Genomic DNA, 14,746 nt, shown 5'->3' on the forward strand with positions numbered 1-14,746 from the left:
GCCGTACGGGGACGGGTGCCGGACCCGTGGGCCGCCGCACGGGCGGGGGCTACGGCCGTACGGGAGCCGGCGCCGGACCCGTGAACCGCCGCGCGGGCGGGGGCCGCGGTCCCGGTGGCCGCCCGGAGGACGGTGCCGGGTCCGTGGGTCGCCGTACCGGGCGCGGCCGGAAGGGTCGGCGCGTACGGGGTCATCGGGTGCGCCTCCTGACGTCGCGCCGGGCGATGTGGCGGGTGTCGAGGCCGGAGAGGCCGCGGACCGCGACGTACGCCTTCTCGCGGCCCGGCAGCGAGACGCGGCCGCGCAGGACCGCCTCCGGGTCGCGCTCGATCCGGTCGAGCAGGCGCCGGTAGATGCCGGCCATGGCGGCGACGCAGGCGCCGCTGCGCCGGTCGAGCATGGGCAGGAGCCGGTAGCCCTCGGCGAACAGGGCGCGGGCGCGCCGCACTTCGAAGTGGACGAGCCCGGCGAAGTCGGAGCCCTCGGGCAGGGGCCCGCCGAAGCCGTCCCCGCAGCCGAACTTGGCGAGGTCGTCGGCGGGCAGGTAGGTGCGCCCGTTCTCCGCGTCCTCGCGCACGTCCCTGAGGATGTTGGTGAGTTGGAGCGCGAGCCCCAGGGTGTCGGCGTACTCGGGGGCGCGGTCGGCGCCGTGGGCGCCCGGCTGGGTGCCGAAGACGCCGAGGGAGAGGCGGCCGATGGCGCCGGCGACGCAGCGGCAGTAGACCTTGAGGTCGTCCCAGGTCTCGTAGGTGGCGCCGTGGACGTCCATGAGGACGCCGTCGATGAGTTCGTCGAGGCCGTCGAGCGGGATCGGGAAGCGCCGGGCGGAGTCGGCGAGGGCGACGGCGACCGGGTCGGTGTCGTCCTCGCCGACCTCGTCGGAGCGGATCCGGTCGAGCAGGTCCCGGGTGGCCTCCAGGCGCTCCCGCTTGGCCCCGGGCGCGAGCGTGCCGTCGCCGATGTCGTCGACGCGCCGCGAGAGGGCGTACAGGGCGGACATCGCCTGGCGCTTCTCGGCCGGCAGCAGCCGGATGCCGTAGGCGAAGTTGCGGGCCTGCTGCCCGGTGACCGCCTCGCAGTAGCTGTAGGCGGCCTGTACCGGCGCGGACGGCTGGTGCTGTCCCTCCACGGTCACGGTCACCCCTCTCTCCGCGCCCGGAGCAGGACCGCTCCCGCCCGGCGCATCAGGCTCGGCTTGGTGGGCCCGGGCGGGCCGGTCAGTACGTCGAATCCCGCGTCGGTGATCGCGTCGAGGGCCGCGAGTCCTCCGGCGGTGAATCCGGCGAGGAGGAGGCGGAGGCGGCCGTGGACGCTGCCGACGAGGGGGGTGCCCGCGTGGAGCAGCGCCCGGGCCCGCTCGGCCTCGAAGGCGATCAGGGCGCGGACGGAGGCTCCGGCGGTGGGCCGGGCGAGGTCGTCCTCGGTGACGTGGAACCGCTTGAGGTCCTCGGCGGGCAGGTAGATCCGGTCGCGGCCGAGGTCCTCGGCGACGTCCTGGAGGTGCTCGACGATCTGGAGGGCGGTGCAGATCCCGTCGGAGAGCCGGATCCGCTCGGGGGTCTCGGTGCCGGTGATGCCGAGGACGAGGCGCCCGACGGGGTTGGCGGAGAGCGCGCAGTACGCGAGGAGGTCGTCGTACGTCTCGTAGCGGCCGACCAGCTGGTCCTGGCGGTTGGCGGCGATCAGGTCGAGGAAGGGCTCGGGGGTGAGTCCGCACCGCTCGACGGTCGGCCGGAGGGCGCGCAGCAGGGGGTGGCGCGGGGTGGAGCCGAAGACGCGGTGGAGGTCGGCCTCGAAGGCGTCGAGGAGGACGAGCCGGTCGTCGGCCTCCCCGGGGGCGACGCCGAGGTGGCGGGCGTCGGCGCCGCCGGGGGCGAGGTCGCCGTCGCCGATGTCGTCGACGAGCCGGGCGTAGCCGTAGACGGCCATGAGGTCGTCGCGCCAGGCGCGGGGCAGGAAGAAGGGGGCGACGGGGAAGTTCTCGTCCGCCGCCTTGCCGAGTGTGGCACGCGAGGTGGCGCCGGGGCGCGCCTGCCGGGGGTCCGTCACCGGTCGCTGCCCGGCGGAGGGACGGCGACACCCTCGTGGAGCTGGAGATTCTGCGTCATGGCCGTCACGTCTCCCGTTCTACACTGCTGACCCAATCCATCCTATTTCGGACACGCCGCCGACCCCTGCCCGTAGGGCCGCCGCTCTGAGGCCCGATGGCCGTGGGGTATCGCCCTACTTGCCGCGAAACAGACCGGTCCAGCTTACGTTGTACGACGACCGTCGCCATTCCGGGGTGGCGCGCACCAGGAACTTCGTCCGCGCGAGACATCAACGCGCTTGTGGATCAAGGGAGTTCGGAGCGGACGGAAATTCAGGGAGCGCGTGTCCCGGTGACGACCATGGCGAGGGTGGACTCGACGACGGCGTTCCTGCGCTGCGCGGGAAGGCGGCGAAGAGGCCCTTCGAGCAGCAGAAGTGACAGTCCGTGCACGGCCGACCATGCCGCGACACCGGCGGCGGGCCGGACGGTCCGCCGCGGCGCGCCGCTCCGGGCGAGGGCGTCGAGGGCGTCGAGGGCCTCGCCGAGCAGGGTGAAGGCGCGGACCTCGGGCTCGTGCGGCTGCCGCTCCGGCGCCGGGACGGCCGTCCCGGCCGGGCGGGGCAGGCAGAACGCGGCCCGGTAGAGCCCCGGCTGCTCCACGGCGAAGCCGACGTACCCCCGGCAGAGGGCGGAGAGCCGGCGCTCGGCCGCGAGGACGGGGTCGTCGGCGCCGGGCTCGCGGGCGGCGGCGCGCTCCATGGAGTCGGCGAGCATCCGCTGGGCGTGGACCCTGACCGTGCGGAGGAGTTCGCCCCGGCCGTCGAAGTGGCGGTAGGCGGCGGTGGGCGAGACGCCGACCCGGCGGGCCGCCTCGCGCAGCACGACCCGTTCGGGGCCGCCCTCGGTGGCGAGGCCGACGGCCGCGCAGATCAGCGCGTTCCGCAGATCGCCGTGGTGGTAGGTCTTTCCCCCCGAGATCGCTGCCATGGGCTCATCCTGCCCGATGTTGACCGCATGAACATTCCGGGCGGGCGCGGAGCCCGGCGGAAACGGAGACCGCCCCCGCCGCAGGAGCTGCGACGGGGGCGGGACCTCTGACGGGGGCGCTCAGCGGGCGGTCTCCCGCTCGTACGCCTTGAGGACCTCGTCCGTGGGGCCGTCCATGAGGAGCTGGCCCTTCTCCAGCCAGAGCACCCGGTCGCAGGTGTCCCGGATGGACTTGTTGCTGTGGCTGACCAGGAAGACCGTGCCGGCCTCCTTGCGCAGCTCGCGGATGCGCTCCTCGGAGCGGATCTGGAACTTGCGGTCGCCGGTGGCGAGGGCCTCGTCGATGAGGAGGACGTCGTGGTTCTTGGCGGCCGCGATGGCGAAGCGGAGCCGGGCGCCCATGCCGGAGGAGTACGTGCGCATGGGCAGGCTGATGAAGTCGCCCTTCTCGTTGATCCCGGAGAAGTCGACGATGCCCTCGTAGCGGGAGCGGACCTCCTCGCGGCTCATGCCCATGGCGAGGCCGCCGAGGATCACGTTGCGCTCGCCGGTGAGGTCGTTCATCAGGGCCGCGTTGACGCCGAGGAGCGAGGGCTGGCCGTCGGTGTAGACCTTGCCGCTCTCGGTGGGGAGCAGGCCGGCGATGGCGCGCAGCAGCGTGGACTTGCCGGAGCCGTTGGAGCCGATGAGGCCGATGGCCTCGCCCCGGTAGGCGGTGAAGGTGACGCCGCGGACCGCGTGGACCTTGCGGACGCCCCGGGTGACCTCGGCCTTGCCGCGGCCGACGATCCGGCTGAGCGCCGCCGTGGCGCTGCCCTTGCCCCCGCCGCCGGCGTTGACCCGGTAGACGATGTGGACCTCGTCGCAGATGACGGTGGGAACGTTGGACCGGTTCGTGTCAGCCACGGCCGTACCTCTCCTCGGCCTTCCAGAAGTAGACGAAGCCGCCGATGCCGAAGACCAGGGCCCAGCCGAGGGCGGTCATCCAGACGTGGGACGGCAGGTTCTCCGCGCCGTAGCCCTCGATGAGGGAGAAGCGGATCAGGTCCATGTAGACGGCCGCCGGGTTGTACATGAGGACGTCGGCGATCCAGGCGGGCTTGTCGGAGAGCATCGCGGGGATCGAGAACATCACGCCGGAGGCGTACATCCAGGTGCGCATGACGAACGGCATGAGCTGGGCGAGGTCGGGCGTCTTGGAGCCCATCCTGGCCATGATCATGGCCAGGCCGACGTTGAAGACGAACTGCAGGAACAGCGCCGGGAGCAGCAGCAGCCAGCGGAGCGAGGGGTAGCTGCCGAAGGCGATCGCGATCGCCACGAGCACGATCATCGAGTACAGCAGCTGCTGGAGCTGCTGGAGGGAGAAGGAGATCGGGAGCGTGGCGCGCGGGAAGTGCAGGGCCCGGACGAGGCCCAGGTTGCCCGAGATCGCCCGGACGCCGGCCATCACCGAGCTCTGGGTGAAGGTGAACACGAAGATGCCGGTGACCAGGAACGGGATGTAGACGTCCTCGGACAGTCCCTTTCCGGCGCCCAGGATCAGCCCGAAGATCAGGTAGTAGACCAGGGCGTTCAGGAGGGGGGTCGCCACCTGCCACACCTGGCCCAGCTTCGCCTGGCTGTACTGGGCGGTCAGCTTGGCGGAGGAGAAGGCCAGGATGAAGTGGCGGCGGCTCCACAGCTCCCGGACGTACTCGAACAGCCCGGGCCGGGCGCCGCTGACCGAGAGGCCGTACTTCGCGGCCAGGTCGGCCGGAGCCAGGCCCTCGTCGACGGACGGGGGCGCGCTCGTCGCGACCGCCCCGCCCTGGTGTGTGTCACTCACAAGTCGAAACTTTCGTGTTCAAGATGCGCGGCACGTCGGGTACCACGATGTCAGACGACCGGGGGGCGACCCAGCCGGGTCAGCCGCCACACCGTACGCCACCTCATGGGGCGGCGCGGTCCGCAGGGGGTGGTCCAGCCCGCCCGGAATCCGCCGCACCACGCCTTCAGCGCGGGGAGCGAGGGCCGCCGGGCCAGGGTGAGCAGCAGCCAGACGCCGAGGTAGACCGGCACCAGGGGTGCGGGCAGATTGCGACGGGCCAGCCACACCCGGTTGCGAGCCACGTTGAAGTGGTAGGAGGCGTGCCGGGAGGGTGCTGTCGTGGGGTGCAGCAGCACCATGTCCGAACGGTAGTCGATCATCCATTCGGCGTCGAGCGCGCGCCAGGCGAGGTCGGTCTCCTCGTGCGCGTAGAAGAACTCGTCCGGCAGGCCGCCGACTTCGGCGAAGACCTTGGTGCGGACGGCGTTGGCGCCGCCGAGGAAGGTGGTCACCCGCGAGGAGCGCATCGGGTCGGCGGCGCGCAGCCGCGGCACGTGCCGGCGCTGGGTGGCGCCGGTCTCCGGGTCGGCGATGCGGAAGCTGATGATGCCGAGGCGCGGGTCGGCGGTGAAGGCCTGGCGGACCAGCTCGGCTGTGTCGGTGTGGGCGAGCAGGCCGTCGTCGTCGAGGAAGAGCAGGACGTCGACGTCGGTGCCGCCGGGGCCGAAGGCCTCGATGCCGACGTTCCGGCCGGCGGGGATGCCGACGTTCTCGGGCAGGTCGACGGTGCGGACCCCGTCGGGCACCCCGGTGACCGGGGTGCCCTGGCCGACGACGACGACCTCGACCGGGTCGCCCTCCTGCGCGGCGACCGAGTCGAGCAGCGCGCGCAGGTCGTCGGGGCGGTTGCCCATCGTGATGACGACGGCGCCCACCTTGAGCGGCGTACTCACGGCCGGCCTCACTTCAGCCTGCTGGAGACCATGATCGACACCAGGTGCAGCACGGTCTGGAGCAGGGCGATGCCGGCGAGGACGGCGACGCCGAGCCGGGAGAAGAAGAGGTCGCCCCTGACCTGGTCGGCGATCGCGAGGACCAGGATGAGCAGGGAGGCCTCGATCCCGAGGACCAGCCGGTGGAACTTGAGCGCGGCGGCGGCCCGGCGGGCCAGCGCCATGCCGGAGGAGCGCGGCTCGGCGGCGGACTCCTTGACGGGCGGGAGGCCGCCCTGGTGGCGTGCGACGCCGACGAGGTCGGTCTCGGCCTTGATCAGGATGGCACCGAGGGCCGCGAGGGTGCCCAGGAAGGCCCACAGCCAGTCGATCCGCCCGGTGCCCCACAGGTCGGCGGCGCGCAGGCCGAAGCCGACGAGGACCGCCGCGTCGCACAGGTAGGCGCCGACCCGGTCCAGGTAGACGCCGCCGAGCGAGAACTGCTTCTTCCAGCGGGCCAGCTCGCCGTCGACGCAGTCGAGCAGCAGGTAGAGCTGGACCATGAGCACGCCGAGGACGGCGCCCGGGATGCCCGGCACGAGGAGCGCCGGGGCGGCGAGCACGCCGAAGACGGTCATCAGGTAGGTCAGCTGGTTGGGGGTGACCCGGGTGTTCGCCAGCTGCCGGGTGATCCGGAGCGAGATCTCCCGCATGTAGAGGCGGCCGCCCCAGTGCTCGCCGCTGCGCCGGTCCTTCACCCCCGGGGGGTGGACGACCGGCCGGAGCTCAGCTACCGATGGCTTGTGCATAGTCGGCGTACGCGTCCCTGATCTCGTCGTCGGACAGGTCGAGGTGTTCGAGGATGGTGAAGCGGCCCGGCCGGGTCTGCGGGGCGAAGGACACCGCCTGGACGAACTCGTCCACGGTGAAGCCCATCTCCTCCGGCGTGACGGGCAGGCCGTGCCGGCGCAGCGTCTCGACGATCAGTCCGGCCTCCTCGCGGGCACCGCGCAGGTGCATGGCGAAGGCCGCTCCGAGGCCGCACTGCTCGCCGTGGCTGGCGGCGCGGTCCGGGTGGAGCAGGTCGAAGGCGTGGCTGATCTCGTGGCAGGCGCCCGAGGAGGGGCGGCTGTCGCCGCTGATCGACATGGCGATGCCGGACATCACCAGGCCCTCGGAGAGGGTGACGAGGAAGTCGTCGTCGCCGATGCCGCCGGGGTGGCGGAGCACCGCCTCGCCCGCGCTGCGGGCCATGGCGGCGGCGAGTCCGTCGACCTTCTCGCCGGTCTCCCGGTGGGAGAGCTCCCAGTCCGCGATGGCGGAGAGGTTGGAGATCGCGTCGCCGATGCCGGAGCGGACGAAGCGCGCCGGGGCGTCCCTGATCACGTCCAGGTCGATGACGAGGGCGATCGGGGTGGGGACGCCGTAGGAGCCGCGCCCGTTGTCGTTGTCCAGGGTGGAGATCGGGGAGCAGATGCCGTCGTGCGACAGGTTGGTGGCGATGGCCACCAGCGGCAGCCCGACCCGGGCCGCCGCGTACTTGGTCACGTCGATGATCTTGCCGCCGCCGAGGGCCACCACCGCGTCGTACCGCTTGCCGCGCATGGCGTCGGCGAGCTTCACGGCCTCGTCGATGGTGCCGCCGGCGACCGGGTACCAGTCGGCCCCGGGCAGCTCGGCGGCGAACCGGTCGCGCAGCTTGAGGCCGGAGCCCCCGCTGATGGCGACGGCGATCTTGCCGTTGCTGGAGATCCGCTGGTCCGCGAGGAGCGCGGACAGGTCGTCCAGCGCTCCCCCGCGGATGTCGACGACGACCGGCGACGGGATCAGCCGGGTCAGTACTGGCACGCGATCTCACGGCCCTTCGCGAGGTCGTCGTGGTTGTCGATCTCGACCCACTTGACGTCGCCGATGGGGGCCACGTCGACGGTGAAGCCGCGGTTGACCAGCTCCTGGTAGCCGTCCTCGTAGTAGAGGTCGGGGTCGCGCTCGAAGGTGGCCTTGAGGGCGTCGGCGAGCTCCTCGGCGGCCTCGGCCTCGATCAGGGTGACGCCGATGTACTCGCCGGTGGCGGTCGCCGGGTCCATGAGCTTGGTGATCCGCCGGACGCCCTCGCCCTCGGCGGTGATGACCTTCATCTCCTCGTCGGCGAGGCTCTTCACCGTGTCGAGGGCGAGGATGATCCTCTGCCCGTTCCCGCGGGCGGCGAGCAGGGTCTTCTCGACGGAGACGGGGTGGACGGTGTCGCCGTTGGCGAGGATCACACCGCGCTTGAGGACGTCACGGGCGCACCACAGGGAGTAGGCGTTGTTCCACTCCTCGGCCTTGTCGTTGTCGACGAGGGTGATCTTCAGCCCGTACGTCTCCTCCAGGGCCTCCTTGCGGTCGTAGACGGCCTCCTTGCGGTAGCCGACGACGATCGCGACCTCGGTGAGGCCGATCTCGGCGAAGTTCTTCAGGGTCAGGTCGAGGATCGTGGTGTCCCCGTCGACCGGCACGAGGGCCTTCGGAAGGGTGTCGGTGTAGGGGCGCAGACGCCGTCCGGCACCGGCTGCCAGTACGAGACCGATCATGCTGTTTCTCCTTCGTCGTGAACGGCGGGTGCTCCGGCGGAGACCCAGAAGCGGATGGACTCCACGAGCACCACCAGGGCGACGGCGACCGCGAGGGCGGTCAGTGCCAGGGTGAAGTCGTCGCCGCGGCCCGCGAGGAGGGCGGCGAGGACGGTCACCAGGAGCGTGCGCCCCTCGTGTCCGCCGGTGACGCGCACCAGCCAGGCGGGCGGCGCGCCGGTGCCGCCGCGAATGCGGTACACCGTGTCGTAGTGATGGTAGGCGACCGCCGCGACCAGCCCGAACGCCGCCGGGAGGGCCCCCGGGGAGTCGGAGCGGGCGGCCAGGACGAGGACGGTGGTGTACTCGGCGGCGCGGAAGAGCGGCGGTACGAGCCAGTCGAGGGCGCCCTTGAGGGGGCGGGTGACGGCGACGCCGGCGAACAGCACGTAGAGGCCCGCGGCGACGACGGTCCCCCCGTCCCCGAAGGGGCGGCCGAGGACGGCGGCGATCAGGGCGCCGGTGCCGGCGAAGGCGGCGACGACCCCGGGGAGCAGCTGGAGTCCGGAGCGGCCGAGGAGCCGGCTCGCGATCCGGGCGAGCGGTCCGGAGTCCGCCAGGTCGGCGAGCGCCCGGGCGGCCCGGTCGGTCCTCTTCGCCTTGCGGGTCAGGGAGCGCAGGACGCGGCCCGCGGTGGTGTAGCAGGCGCCGAAGGCGCAGCCGACGATCAGCGCCCAGAAGACGATCCGGGGGCTGGTGACGGCGGTGAGGACGGCGATCATCGCCCAGCGCTCGCCGATCGGCAGGATGATCATGCGGCGGGCCCAGACGGTCCAGCCGAGGCTGTCGAGGCGGCCGGAGAGGGCCGCGGTGGGGCTCGTGTTGGCGGTGGCGTCGTGGTTCGCCTCGTTGAAGGAGAAGTCCACGACGTGCCGGCAGGTCATCAGGACCATGGCGCCGAGGGCGAGGGCCCAGACGTCGTCGCCGTCGCGGGCGGCGCCGAGGGCGAGGCCCGCGTAGAAGGCGTACTCCTTGGCGCGGTCGAAGGTGGCGTCGAGCCAGGCGCCCATCGTCGAGTACTTCAGCGCGTAGCGGGCGAGCTGCCCGTCGGTGCAGTCCAGGACGAAGGAGACGAGGAGGAGGACGCCGGCGGCGACGTAGCCGCCGCGCTCGCCGGTCGCCGCGCAGCCGGCCGCGATCAGGGCGGTGAGCAGCGAGGCGGTGGTGACCTGGTTGGGGGTCAGTCCGCGGCGCGCGCACCAGCGGGCGATGTAGCGCGAGTACGGGCTGATGAAGAAGGTGGTGAAGAAGCCGTCGTGGGCCTTCACGGCCGAGCGGAGGCGTACGGCCTCGTCGTCGACGGCCTCGACGGCGGCGCGCGCCGCGTGGCGGGCCCCGGCGTCGGTGGGCACGGTGGCGACGAGGGTGCCGAGCTGGGGCCGGTGCACGGCGACGCCGTCGGCGTCGAGGGCGTCGGCGAGGGTGCCGGGGAGGTCGTCGGCGGCGCCGGGGGCCGTGCGGGCGCCGCTCAGGGCGCGGGTCAGGGCGGGGCGGGCCCCGCTCTGCGCGGTGAGCGCGCCGGGCGCCGCGGCGGCCGGGAACCGGGGGTCGGTGAGGGCGAGGCGCAGCGCGTGCACATGGCCGACGAACCGGGGGTCGACGAGCGCGACGCGCTCGCCCGCCGGGACGGCGGCCAGCAGGGCGCCGGCCTCCTCGGCGCCGGAGGCGATCCGGACGTCGAAGCCGAGCGACCGCAGATCACCGTCGAGCGAGGATCCGGGTGCCGGCGGGCCGGTGAGGATGGCGGTCGACAGACGAACTCACTCCTTGGAGCTGACGGAGGGGCCGGCGGGGCCCATGGCGGCCCCGGGCACGGCGGTGCGGCCCGGCACCGGGCGGCGACACGTCGGCTGAGGCTATCCGATGAACAGAAGGACAGTTCACCGAGGCTTCGCGGGCAGGACTCCCCCGGGCCCGCCGGTGTCCGTCCGGATGCGCCCCGCCCGCCGGAGATCATGATGGGTGATCGCCCGCCCGCCCCACAAACCCCGGTCGCGCGCCCTGGCGGGGCCTCCTTCCAGGCGTTTCCCCACACTCCCCGTCCGGACGACATCACCGCAGGTCAGAGCATATGACAACGGTGTTCAGTGCCGTGTTGCGCATACCCCCCACCCGTAGTTGACTTGCGCACCGGGGCATACGGACGACGCGACCGGGAGGCCATGTCATGGGGGCTGGACACGATCACGGGCACGCTCACGGGGGCCCGCCGCCGACGGGCACCGCGGGGGCCGCGTACCGGAACCGGCTGCGGATCGCACTCGGCATCACGCTCTCCGTGATGGTGATCGAGATCATCGGCGGCCTGGTCGCGGACTCGCTCGCGCTGATCGCGGACGCGGCCCACATGGCGACCGACGCGGTCGGCCTCGCGATGGCGCTCCTGGCGATCCACTTCGCCAACCGGCCGCCCTCGGGGAACCGCACCTTCGGCTACGCGCGGGCCGAGATCCTGGCGGCGCTCGCCAACTGCCTGCTGCTGCTCGTCGTCGGCGGCTACGTGCTGTACGAGGCGGTCCAGCGGTTCGTCGAACCGGCCGAGACCAAGGGCGGCCTCGCCATCGCGTTCGCGGCGGTCGGCCTGGTCGCCAACGTGATCTCGCTGTCCCTGCTCGTGCGGGGCCAGCAGGAGAGCCTCAACGTGCGCGGGGCGTACCTGGAGGTGCTCGCGGACGCGCTGGGCTCGGTCACGGTGATCGTCGCGGCGACGGTGATCCTGACCACGGGATGGCAGTACGCCGACCCGATCGCCTCGATCGCGATCGGCCTCATGATCGTCCCCCGGACGGTCAAGCTGCTGCGGGAGACCCTGGACGTCCTCCTGGAGGCGGCCCCCAAGGGCGTCGACATGGCGGAGGTGCGGGCGCACATACTGGACCTGCCGGGGGTCGAGGACGTGCACGACCTGCACGCCTGGACGATCACCTCGGGGATGCCGGTCCTCTCGGCGCACGTGGTCGTCGACCAGGGGGCCCTTGACTCGGTGGGGCACGAGAAGATGCTGCACGCGCTCCAGGGCTGCCTGGGCTCGCACTTCGACGTGGAGCACTGCACCTTCCAGCTGGAACCGGTGGGCCACGCGGAGCACGAGGCGAAGCTCTGCCTGTAGTACGGGCGCACCTGAGCGCCTGTTAGTCTTTTCGTACGAACGTGTGGTGAGAGGAGCTGGGGTCGATGACCGTCGCGATGGAGGCTGCCCCGTGCGGCAGCGCCCGGTCGTCCCTCAGCCTCCGGGTCTCCGGCTGACCTGATCCCGGTGCTCGCACCGGTACGTCACGTCGTCGGCCGGGGCCCTCTCACCCAAGGGTCTCCCACGTTGTCCGACAACGCCCCGCACGATTCCTTCTTCGCCCTGCGCCACGGCCTGCCGCGCCAGGGTCCGGGCTCCGACACCACCACCCGCCGGCTCCTCGCGCTCGCGGGGCCGCTTCCCGCGCGTCCGCGCGTGCTCGACCTGGGGTGCGGCCCGGGCCGTTCGGCGCTGCTGCTGGCCGCCGAGGCGGGCGCCGAGGTGACCGCCGTCGACACCCACGAGCCGTTCCTCGCCGAGCTGCGGGAGTGCGCCGCCGCGCGCGGACTCGACGGCTCCGTCCCCGGGAGCGGCCGCGTCCGCGCCCTGCGCGCCGACATGGGCGCCCTGCCGTTCCCCGACGGCTCCTTCGACCTCGTCTGGGCCGAGAGCTCCGTCTTCGTGCTCGGTTTCGACCGGGCCCTCGCCGAGTGGCGCCGCCTCCTCGCGCCCGGCGGCACGCTCGTGCTCACCGAGTGCGTGTGGACCACCGGGGAGCCGGACCCGGCGGCCCGCGCCTTCTGGGACGAGCACCATCCGCTCCGTACCGTCACCGGGAACGCGGCGGCCGCGGTCGCGGCCGGCTACCACGTCCTGGGGACCCTCACCCAGCCGGAGGGCGACTGGGACGAGTACTACGGTCCGCTGGCCGTCCGCGCCGAGGCGGCCGACACCTCCGTGCCCGGCATGGCCGAGGCGGTCGCCGGGGCCCGCGCCGAGATCGCGCTGCGGCGCGCGCACGGCTCCGACTACGGCTACGCCGGTTTCGTGCTCCGGCCCGCCGCTCCGCGCCGGCGCACCCGGCCGGAGGCCGCCGGCGAGGAGGCGGAGGTCCGGCGGGTCGAGGCGGCGGCCTTCGGTTCGGAGGCGGAGGCCGATCCGGCCGACGCGCTCCGGGTGGGCGGCGCCCCGGCGGCGGCGCTCGCCCCGGTCGCGGTGGCGCCCGGGCACCAGCGGACGGGGGCCGGGCAGGCCGTCGTCCGGGCGGTCCTCGACGCGGCCCGGCTGCGGGGCGAGACCCCGGTGCTCGTCCTGGGCCGTCCCGAGTACTGCCCCCGGTTCGGGTTCGAACGGGCGTCCGCGTATGGAATCAGGCCAGGTTTCGAGGTTCCGGACGAGGCGATGAGGGCGCTCGTCCCGGACGGCTCCGCGCCCGTTCCCCGGGGCGCGCTGGTACATCCGGCGGCTTTCGGGGGGTAGCGCCCCCGGGTCCGCTCCGCTCCCGCCGCCCCGGGACGCGCTCCGGGGCGGCGGGAGCGGGCGCGTCCGGCCGCCGAAGTACGGACAAGCCGCTTTTGTACGGCAGACTGAGGGGGCCCCACCGGGCCGAGGACCGAAGCGAAGGATGGGTATGCCGACCACACCAGCCACCGCGGCTCAGATCTCGCCGGAGATCGCGTCGAACGGTGTCCAGCCGTCCGGAGACCCGGCCCCGATCATGCTCGAACTCGTCGACGAGGACGGGAGGACGATCGGCACGGCGGAGAAGCTCGCCGCCCACCGGGCACCGGGCCAGCTGCACCGCGCCTTCTCCGTCTTCCTCTTCGACGAGTCGGGCCGGCTGCTCCTCCAGCGGCGGGCGCTCGGCAAGTACCACTCGCCCGGCGTCTGGTCGAACACCTGCTGCGGCCACCCCTACCCGGGCGAGGCCCCGTTCGCGGCGGCGGCCCGGCGCACCTTCGAGGAGCTGGGCGTCTCGCCCTCGCTGCTCGCGGAGGCCGGCACGGTCCGCTACAACCACCCGGACCCGGCCTCGGGCCTGGTGGAGCAGGAGTTCAACCACCTCTTCGTCGGCATGGTGCAGGCCGAGCCGCGCCCGGACCCGGAGGAGATCGAGGACACCGTCTTCGTGACCCCGGCCGAGCTGGCCGAGCGGCACGCCGCCGCGCCGTTCTCCGCCTGGTTCATGACGGTGCTCGACGCGGCGCGTCCGGCCGTCAGGGAGTTGACGGGTCCGTCCGGGGGCTGGTGACCACCGGCTCGTGCGGCGCCGCTCCCGGCTCCGGGGCCGCCGGGGCCAGGGGCAGTGCCGCCCAGATGATCTTGCCGCCGCTCGCGGTGTGCTCGACGTCGCAGGCGCCGCCGGCCTCCTGGGCGATCTCGCGGACCAGGAGCAGGCCCCGGCCGCCGGTCTGACCCCAGTCGGCCTCCAGGGCCTTGGGACGGTAGGGGTGGTTGTCCTCGACGGACACCCGGATCCACTCGGGGCCGATCGCCACCTCGACCGCTATCTCCGGGGACAGCAGCGCCGCGTGCCGCACGGCGTTGGTGACCAGCTCGGAGACGATCAGCAGCAGGCCGTCCATGATCTCGTCGTGGAGGGGGACGCCCTGGCGGACCAGCAGGTCGCGCACGGCGTGCCGGGCCTGCGGGACGGAGACGTCGACCGCGGCAGCGGTGAAGCGCCAGACTCCTTCGTAGGACGGGTGCCGGGTGGGGCCGCTTTCGCTGGGCTCCACCGTCCGGTTCCCGCCCTCGTGCTCGATTCTCGCCACGGATCGAGTCTTGGCAATGCGCGGGGGCGGACCGGCCTACTGACCAGAAGTCGACACTTATCGGCCGCCTTCTGATCGGGTGAGTATGCCGATGTCAGTTGTTCGACCGATTGCGCACGCTTTCTGAGGACTCCGGAAAGGGCTCCGCGGAGGACCCCCGAGGCGGCTTCGGGGCGGGACCGGAAACCGGCTCCGGCGGGGTCACCATACTGACGATCCGTCGGCCCCCCACCCCGATCGCGATCAGGCCGAGGCCGTCGAAGAGCAGCGCGAGCGAGAAGAAGGCCCCGAGGACGTACCAGCTGCTGTGCGGCCAGTCGAACAGGGCGAGCAGACCGAGCAGCAGGCCGAAGGCCCCCTGGAGGAGGGTCCAGCCGAAGAGCAGCATCGAGGTCAGGGTGGCGGCGCCCGTGTGGACCAGGCCGACGATCCCGCCGACCACGAGCAGGGCGCCGAGCACGGCGAGCCGACCGAAGCCGCGGTCGAACTCCTTGCCCCGGCGCCGCATCTCTCCGGCCGGATCGGGGACGGCCTCCGCCTCGCGGTGGTCCTCGGCCATCCGGTGCCTCCTCGGCAGGGCGACCCCTTC

General features: G+C 73.0%; 15 protein-coding genes. 3 read left to right on the plus strand and 12 right to left on the minus strand.

The window, feature by feature from the left end; genetic code table 11:
* Positions 1 to 190: 190 nt before the first annotated feature.
* From hpnD to ADL08_RS13335, 10 genes are all read right to left on the minus strand, one after another.
* Positions 191 to 1,141 (minus strand): presqualene diphosphate synthase HpnD, encoded by a 951-nt coding sequence (hpnD, locus tag ADL08_RS13290; RefSeq protein WP_053642442.1) that lies wholly within the window; start codon positions 1,139 to 1,141, stop codon positions 191 to 193.
* On the minus strand, positions 1,138 to 2,049 hold the full coding sequence (gene hpnC, locus ADL08_RS13295) for a squalene synthase HpnC (protein ID WP_053642444.1): 912 nt from the start codon (positions 2,047 to 2,049) through the stop codon (positions 1,138 to 1,140). Before hpnC ends, hpnD begins: the two co-directional genes overlap by 4 nt.
* Before the next feature lie 313 nt (positions 2,050 to 2,362).
* Positions 2,363 to 3,019: a TetR/AcrR family transcriptional regulator gene (locus tag ADL08_RS13300; protein ID WP_053642446.1), complete on the minus strand. Its 657-nt coding sequence runs from the start codon at positions 3,017 to 3,019 to the stop codon at positions 2,363 to 2,365.
* 120 nt (positions 3,020 to 3,139) lie between these two features.
* On the minus strand, positions 3,140 to 3,925 hold the full coding sequence (locus ADL08_RS13305; protein WP_053642448.1) for an ABC transporter ATP-binding protein: 786 nt from the start codon (positions 3,923 to 3,925) through the stop codon (positions 3,140 to 3,142).
* On the minus strand, positions 3,918 to 4,847 hold the full coding sequence (locus tag ADL08_RS13310; protein ID WP_053642450.1) for an ABC transporter permease: 930 nt from the start codon (positions 4,845 to 4,847) through the stop codon (positions 3,918 to 3,920). The genes ADL08_RS13305 and ADL08_RS13310 overlap by 8 nt, the downstream gene beginning before the upstream one ends.
* Positions 4,848 to 4,897: 50 nt before the next feature.
* Complete coding sequence (locus ADL08_RS13315; RefSeq protein WP_053642452.1) at positions 4,898 to 5,782, minus strand: glycosyltransferase family 2 protein; 885 nt, start codon at positions 5,780 to 5,782, stop codon at positions 4,898 to 4,900.
* An 8-nt stretch (positions 5,783 to 5,790) separates the two neighbouring features.
* Complete coding sequence (locus ADL08_RS13320) at positions 5,791 to 6,570, minus strand: CDP-alcohol phosphatidyltransferase family protein (protein ID WP_078968137.1); 780 nt, start codon at positions 6,568 to 6,570, stop codon at positions 5,791 to 5,793.
* Positions 6,548 to 7,609 (minus strand): iron-containing alcohol dehydrogenase family protein, encoded by a 1,062-nt coding sequence (locus ADL08_RS13325; protein ID WP_053642461.1) that lies wholly within the window; start codon positions 7,607 to 7,609, stop codon positions 6,548 to 6,550. Before ADL08_RS13325 ends, ADL08_RS13320 begins: the two co-directional genes overlap by 23 nt.
* Positions 7,597 to 8,334 carry a sugar phosphate nucleotidyltransferase gene (locus ADL08_RS13330; RefSeq protein WP_053642463.1) on the minus strand — a complete coding sequence of 246 codons (738 nt, stop codon included), beginning with the start codon at positions 8,332 to 8,334 and terminating at the stop codon, positions 7,597 to 7,599. Before ADL08_RS13330 ends, ADL08_RS13325 begins: the two co-directional genes overlap by 13 nt.
* Positions 8,331 to 10,127, minus strand: coding sequence for a DUF5941 domain-containing protein (locus ADL08_RS13335; RefSeq protein ID WP_053642466.1), 1,797 nt, complete (start codon positions 10,125 to 10,127; stop codon positions 8,331 to 8,333). Before ADL08_RS13335 ends, ADL08_RS13330 begins: the two co-directional genes overlap by 4 nt.
* A 413-nt stretch (positions 10,128 to 10,540) precedes the next feature.
* On the opposite strand from ADL08_RS13335, the gene ADL08_RS13340 reads away from it, so the two are divergent.
* From ADL08_RS13340 to idi, 3 genes are all read left to right on the plus strand, one after another.
* The gene (locus tag ADL08_RS13340; RefSeq protein ID WP_053642468.1) at positions 10,541 to 11,482 is read left to right on the plus strand and encodes a cation diffusion facilitator family transporter; all 942 of its coding nucleotides are present in this window, start codon (positions 10,541 to 10,543) and stop codon (positions 11,480 to 11,482) included.
* Positions 11,483 to 11,689: 207 nt separating this feature from the next.
* Positions 11,690 to 12,862 (plus strand): methyltransferase domain-containing protein, encoded by a 1,173-nt coding sequence (locus tag ADL08_RS13345; RefSeq protein ID WP_053642470.1) that lies wholly within the window; start codon positions 11,690 to 11,692, stop codon positions 12,860 to 12,862.
* A gap of 151 nt (positions 12,863 to 13,013) precedes the next feature.
* Positions 13,014 to 13,634, plus strand: a complete 621-nt coding sequence (gene idi / locus ADL08_RS13350; protein ID WP_053642472.1) for an isopentenyl-diphosphate Delta-isomerase — start codon at positions 13,014 to 13,016, stop codon at positions 13,632 to 13,634.
* Here the strand turns inward: idi and ADL08_RS13355 are convergent.
* Both ADL08_RS13355 and ADL08_RS13360 read right to left on the minus strand, forming a co-directional pair.
* A complete protein-coding gene (locus ADL08_RS13355; RefSeq protein ID WP_053642474.1) occupies positions 13,600 to 14,121 on the minus strand; it encodes an ATP-binding protein in 522 nt (173 codons plus the stop codon). The genes idi and ADL08_RS13355 overlap by 35 nt on opposite strands.
* A 130-nt stretch (positions 14,122 to 14,251) precedes the next feature.
* Positions 14,252 to 14,665, minus strand: a complete 414-nt coding sequence (locus ADL08_RS13360; RefSeq protein ID WP_078968141.1) for a hypothetical protein — start codon at positions 14,663 to 14,665, stop codon at positions 14,252 to 14,254.
* Between the last annotated feature and the right edge of the window lie 81 nt (positions 14,666 to 14,746).

It is taken from the genome of Streptomyces sp. NRRL F-6492 (assembly GCF_001280125.1).
GTDB lineage: Bacteria > Actinomycetota > Actinomycetes > Streptomycetales > Streptomycetaceae > Streptomyces.

Coding starts and splice junctions, on each gene's coding strand:
- ADL08_RS13300 (WP_053642446.1), bottom strand. CDS start 3,019: ATGGCAGCGATCTCGGGGGGAAAGACCTACCACCACGGCGATCTGCGG.
- ADL08_RS13320 (WP_078968137.1), bottom strand. CDS start 6,570: ATGCACAAGCCATCGGTAGCTGAGCTCCGGCCGGTCGTCCACCCCCCG.
- ADL08_RS13330 (WP_053642463.1), bottom strand. CDS start 8,334: ATGATCGGTCTCGTACTGGCAGCCGGTGCCGGACGGCGTCTGCGCCCC.
- ADL08_RS13340 (WP_053642468.1), top strand. CDS start 10,541: ATGGGGGCTGGACACGATCACGGGCACGCTCACGGGGGCCCGCCGCCG.
- idi (WP_053642472.1), top strand. CDS start 13,014: ATGCCGACCACACCAGCCACCGCGGCTCAGATCTCGCCGGAGATCGCG.
- ADL08_RS13360 (WP_078968141.1), bottom strand. CDS start 14,665: ATGCGGCGCCGGGGCAAGGAGTTCGACCGCGGCTTCGGTCGGCTCGCC.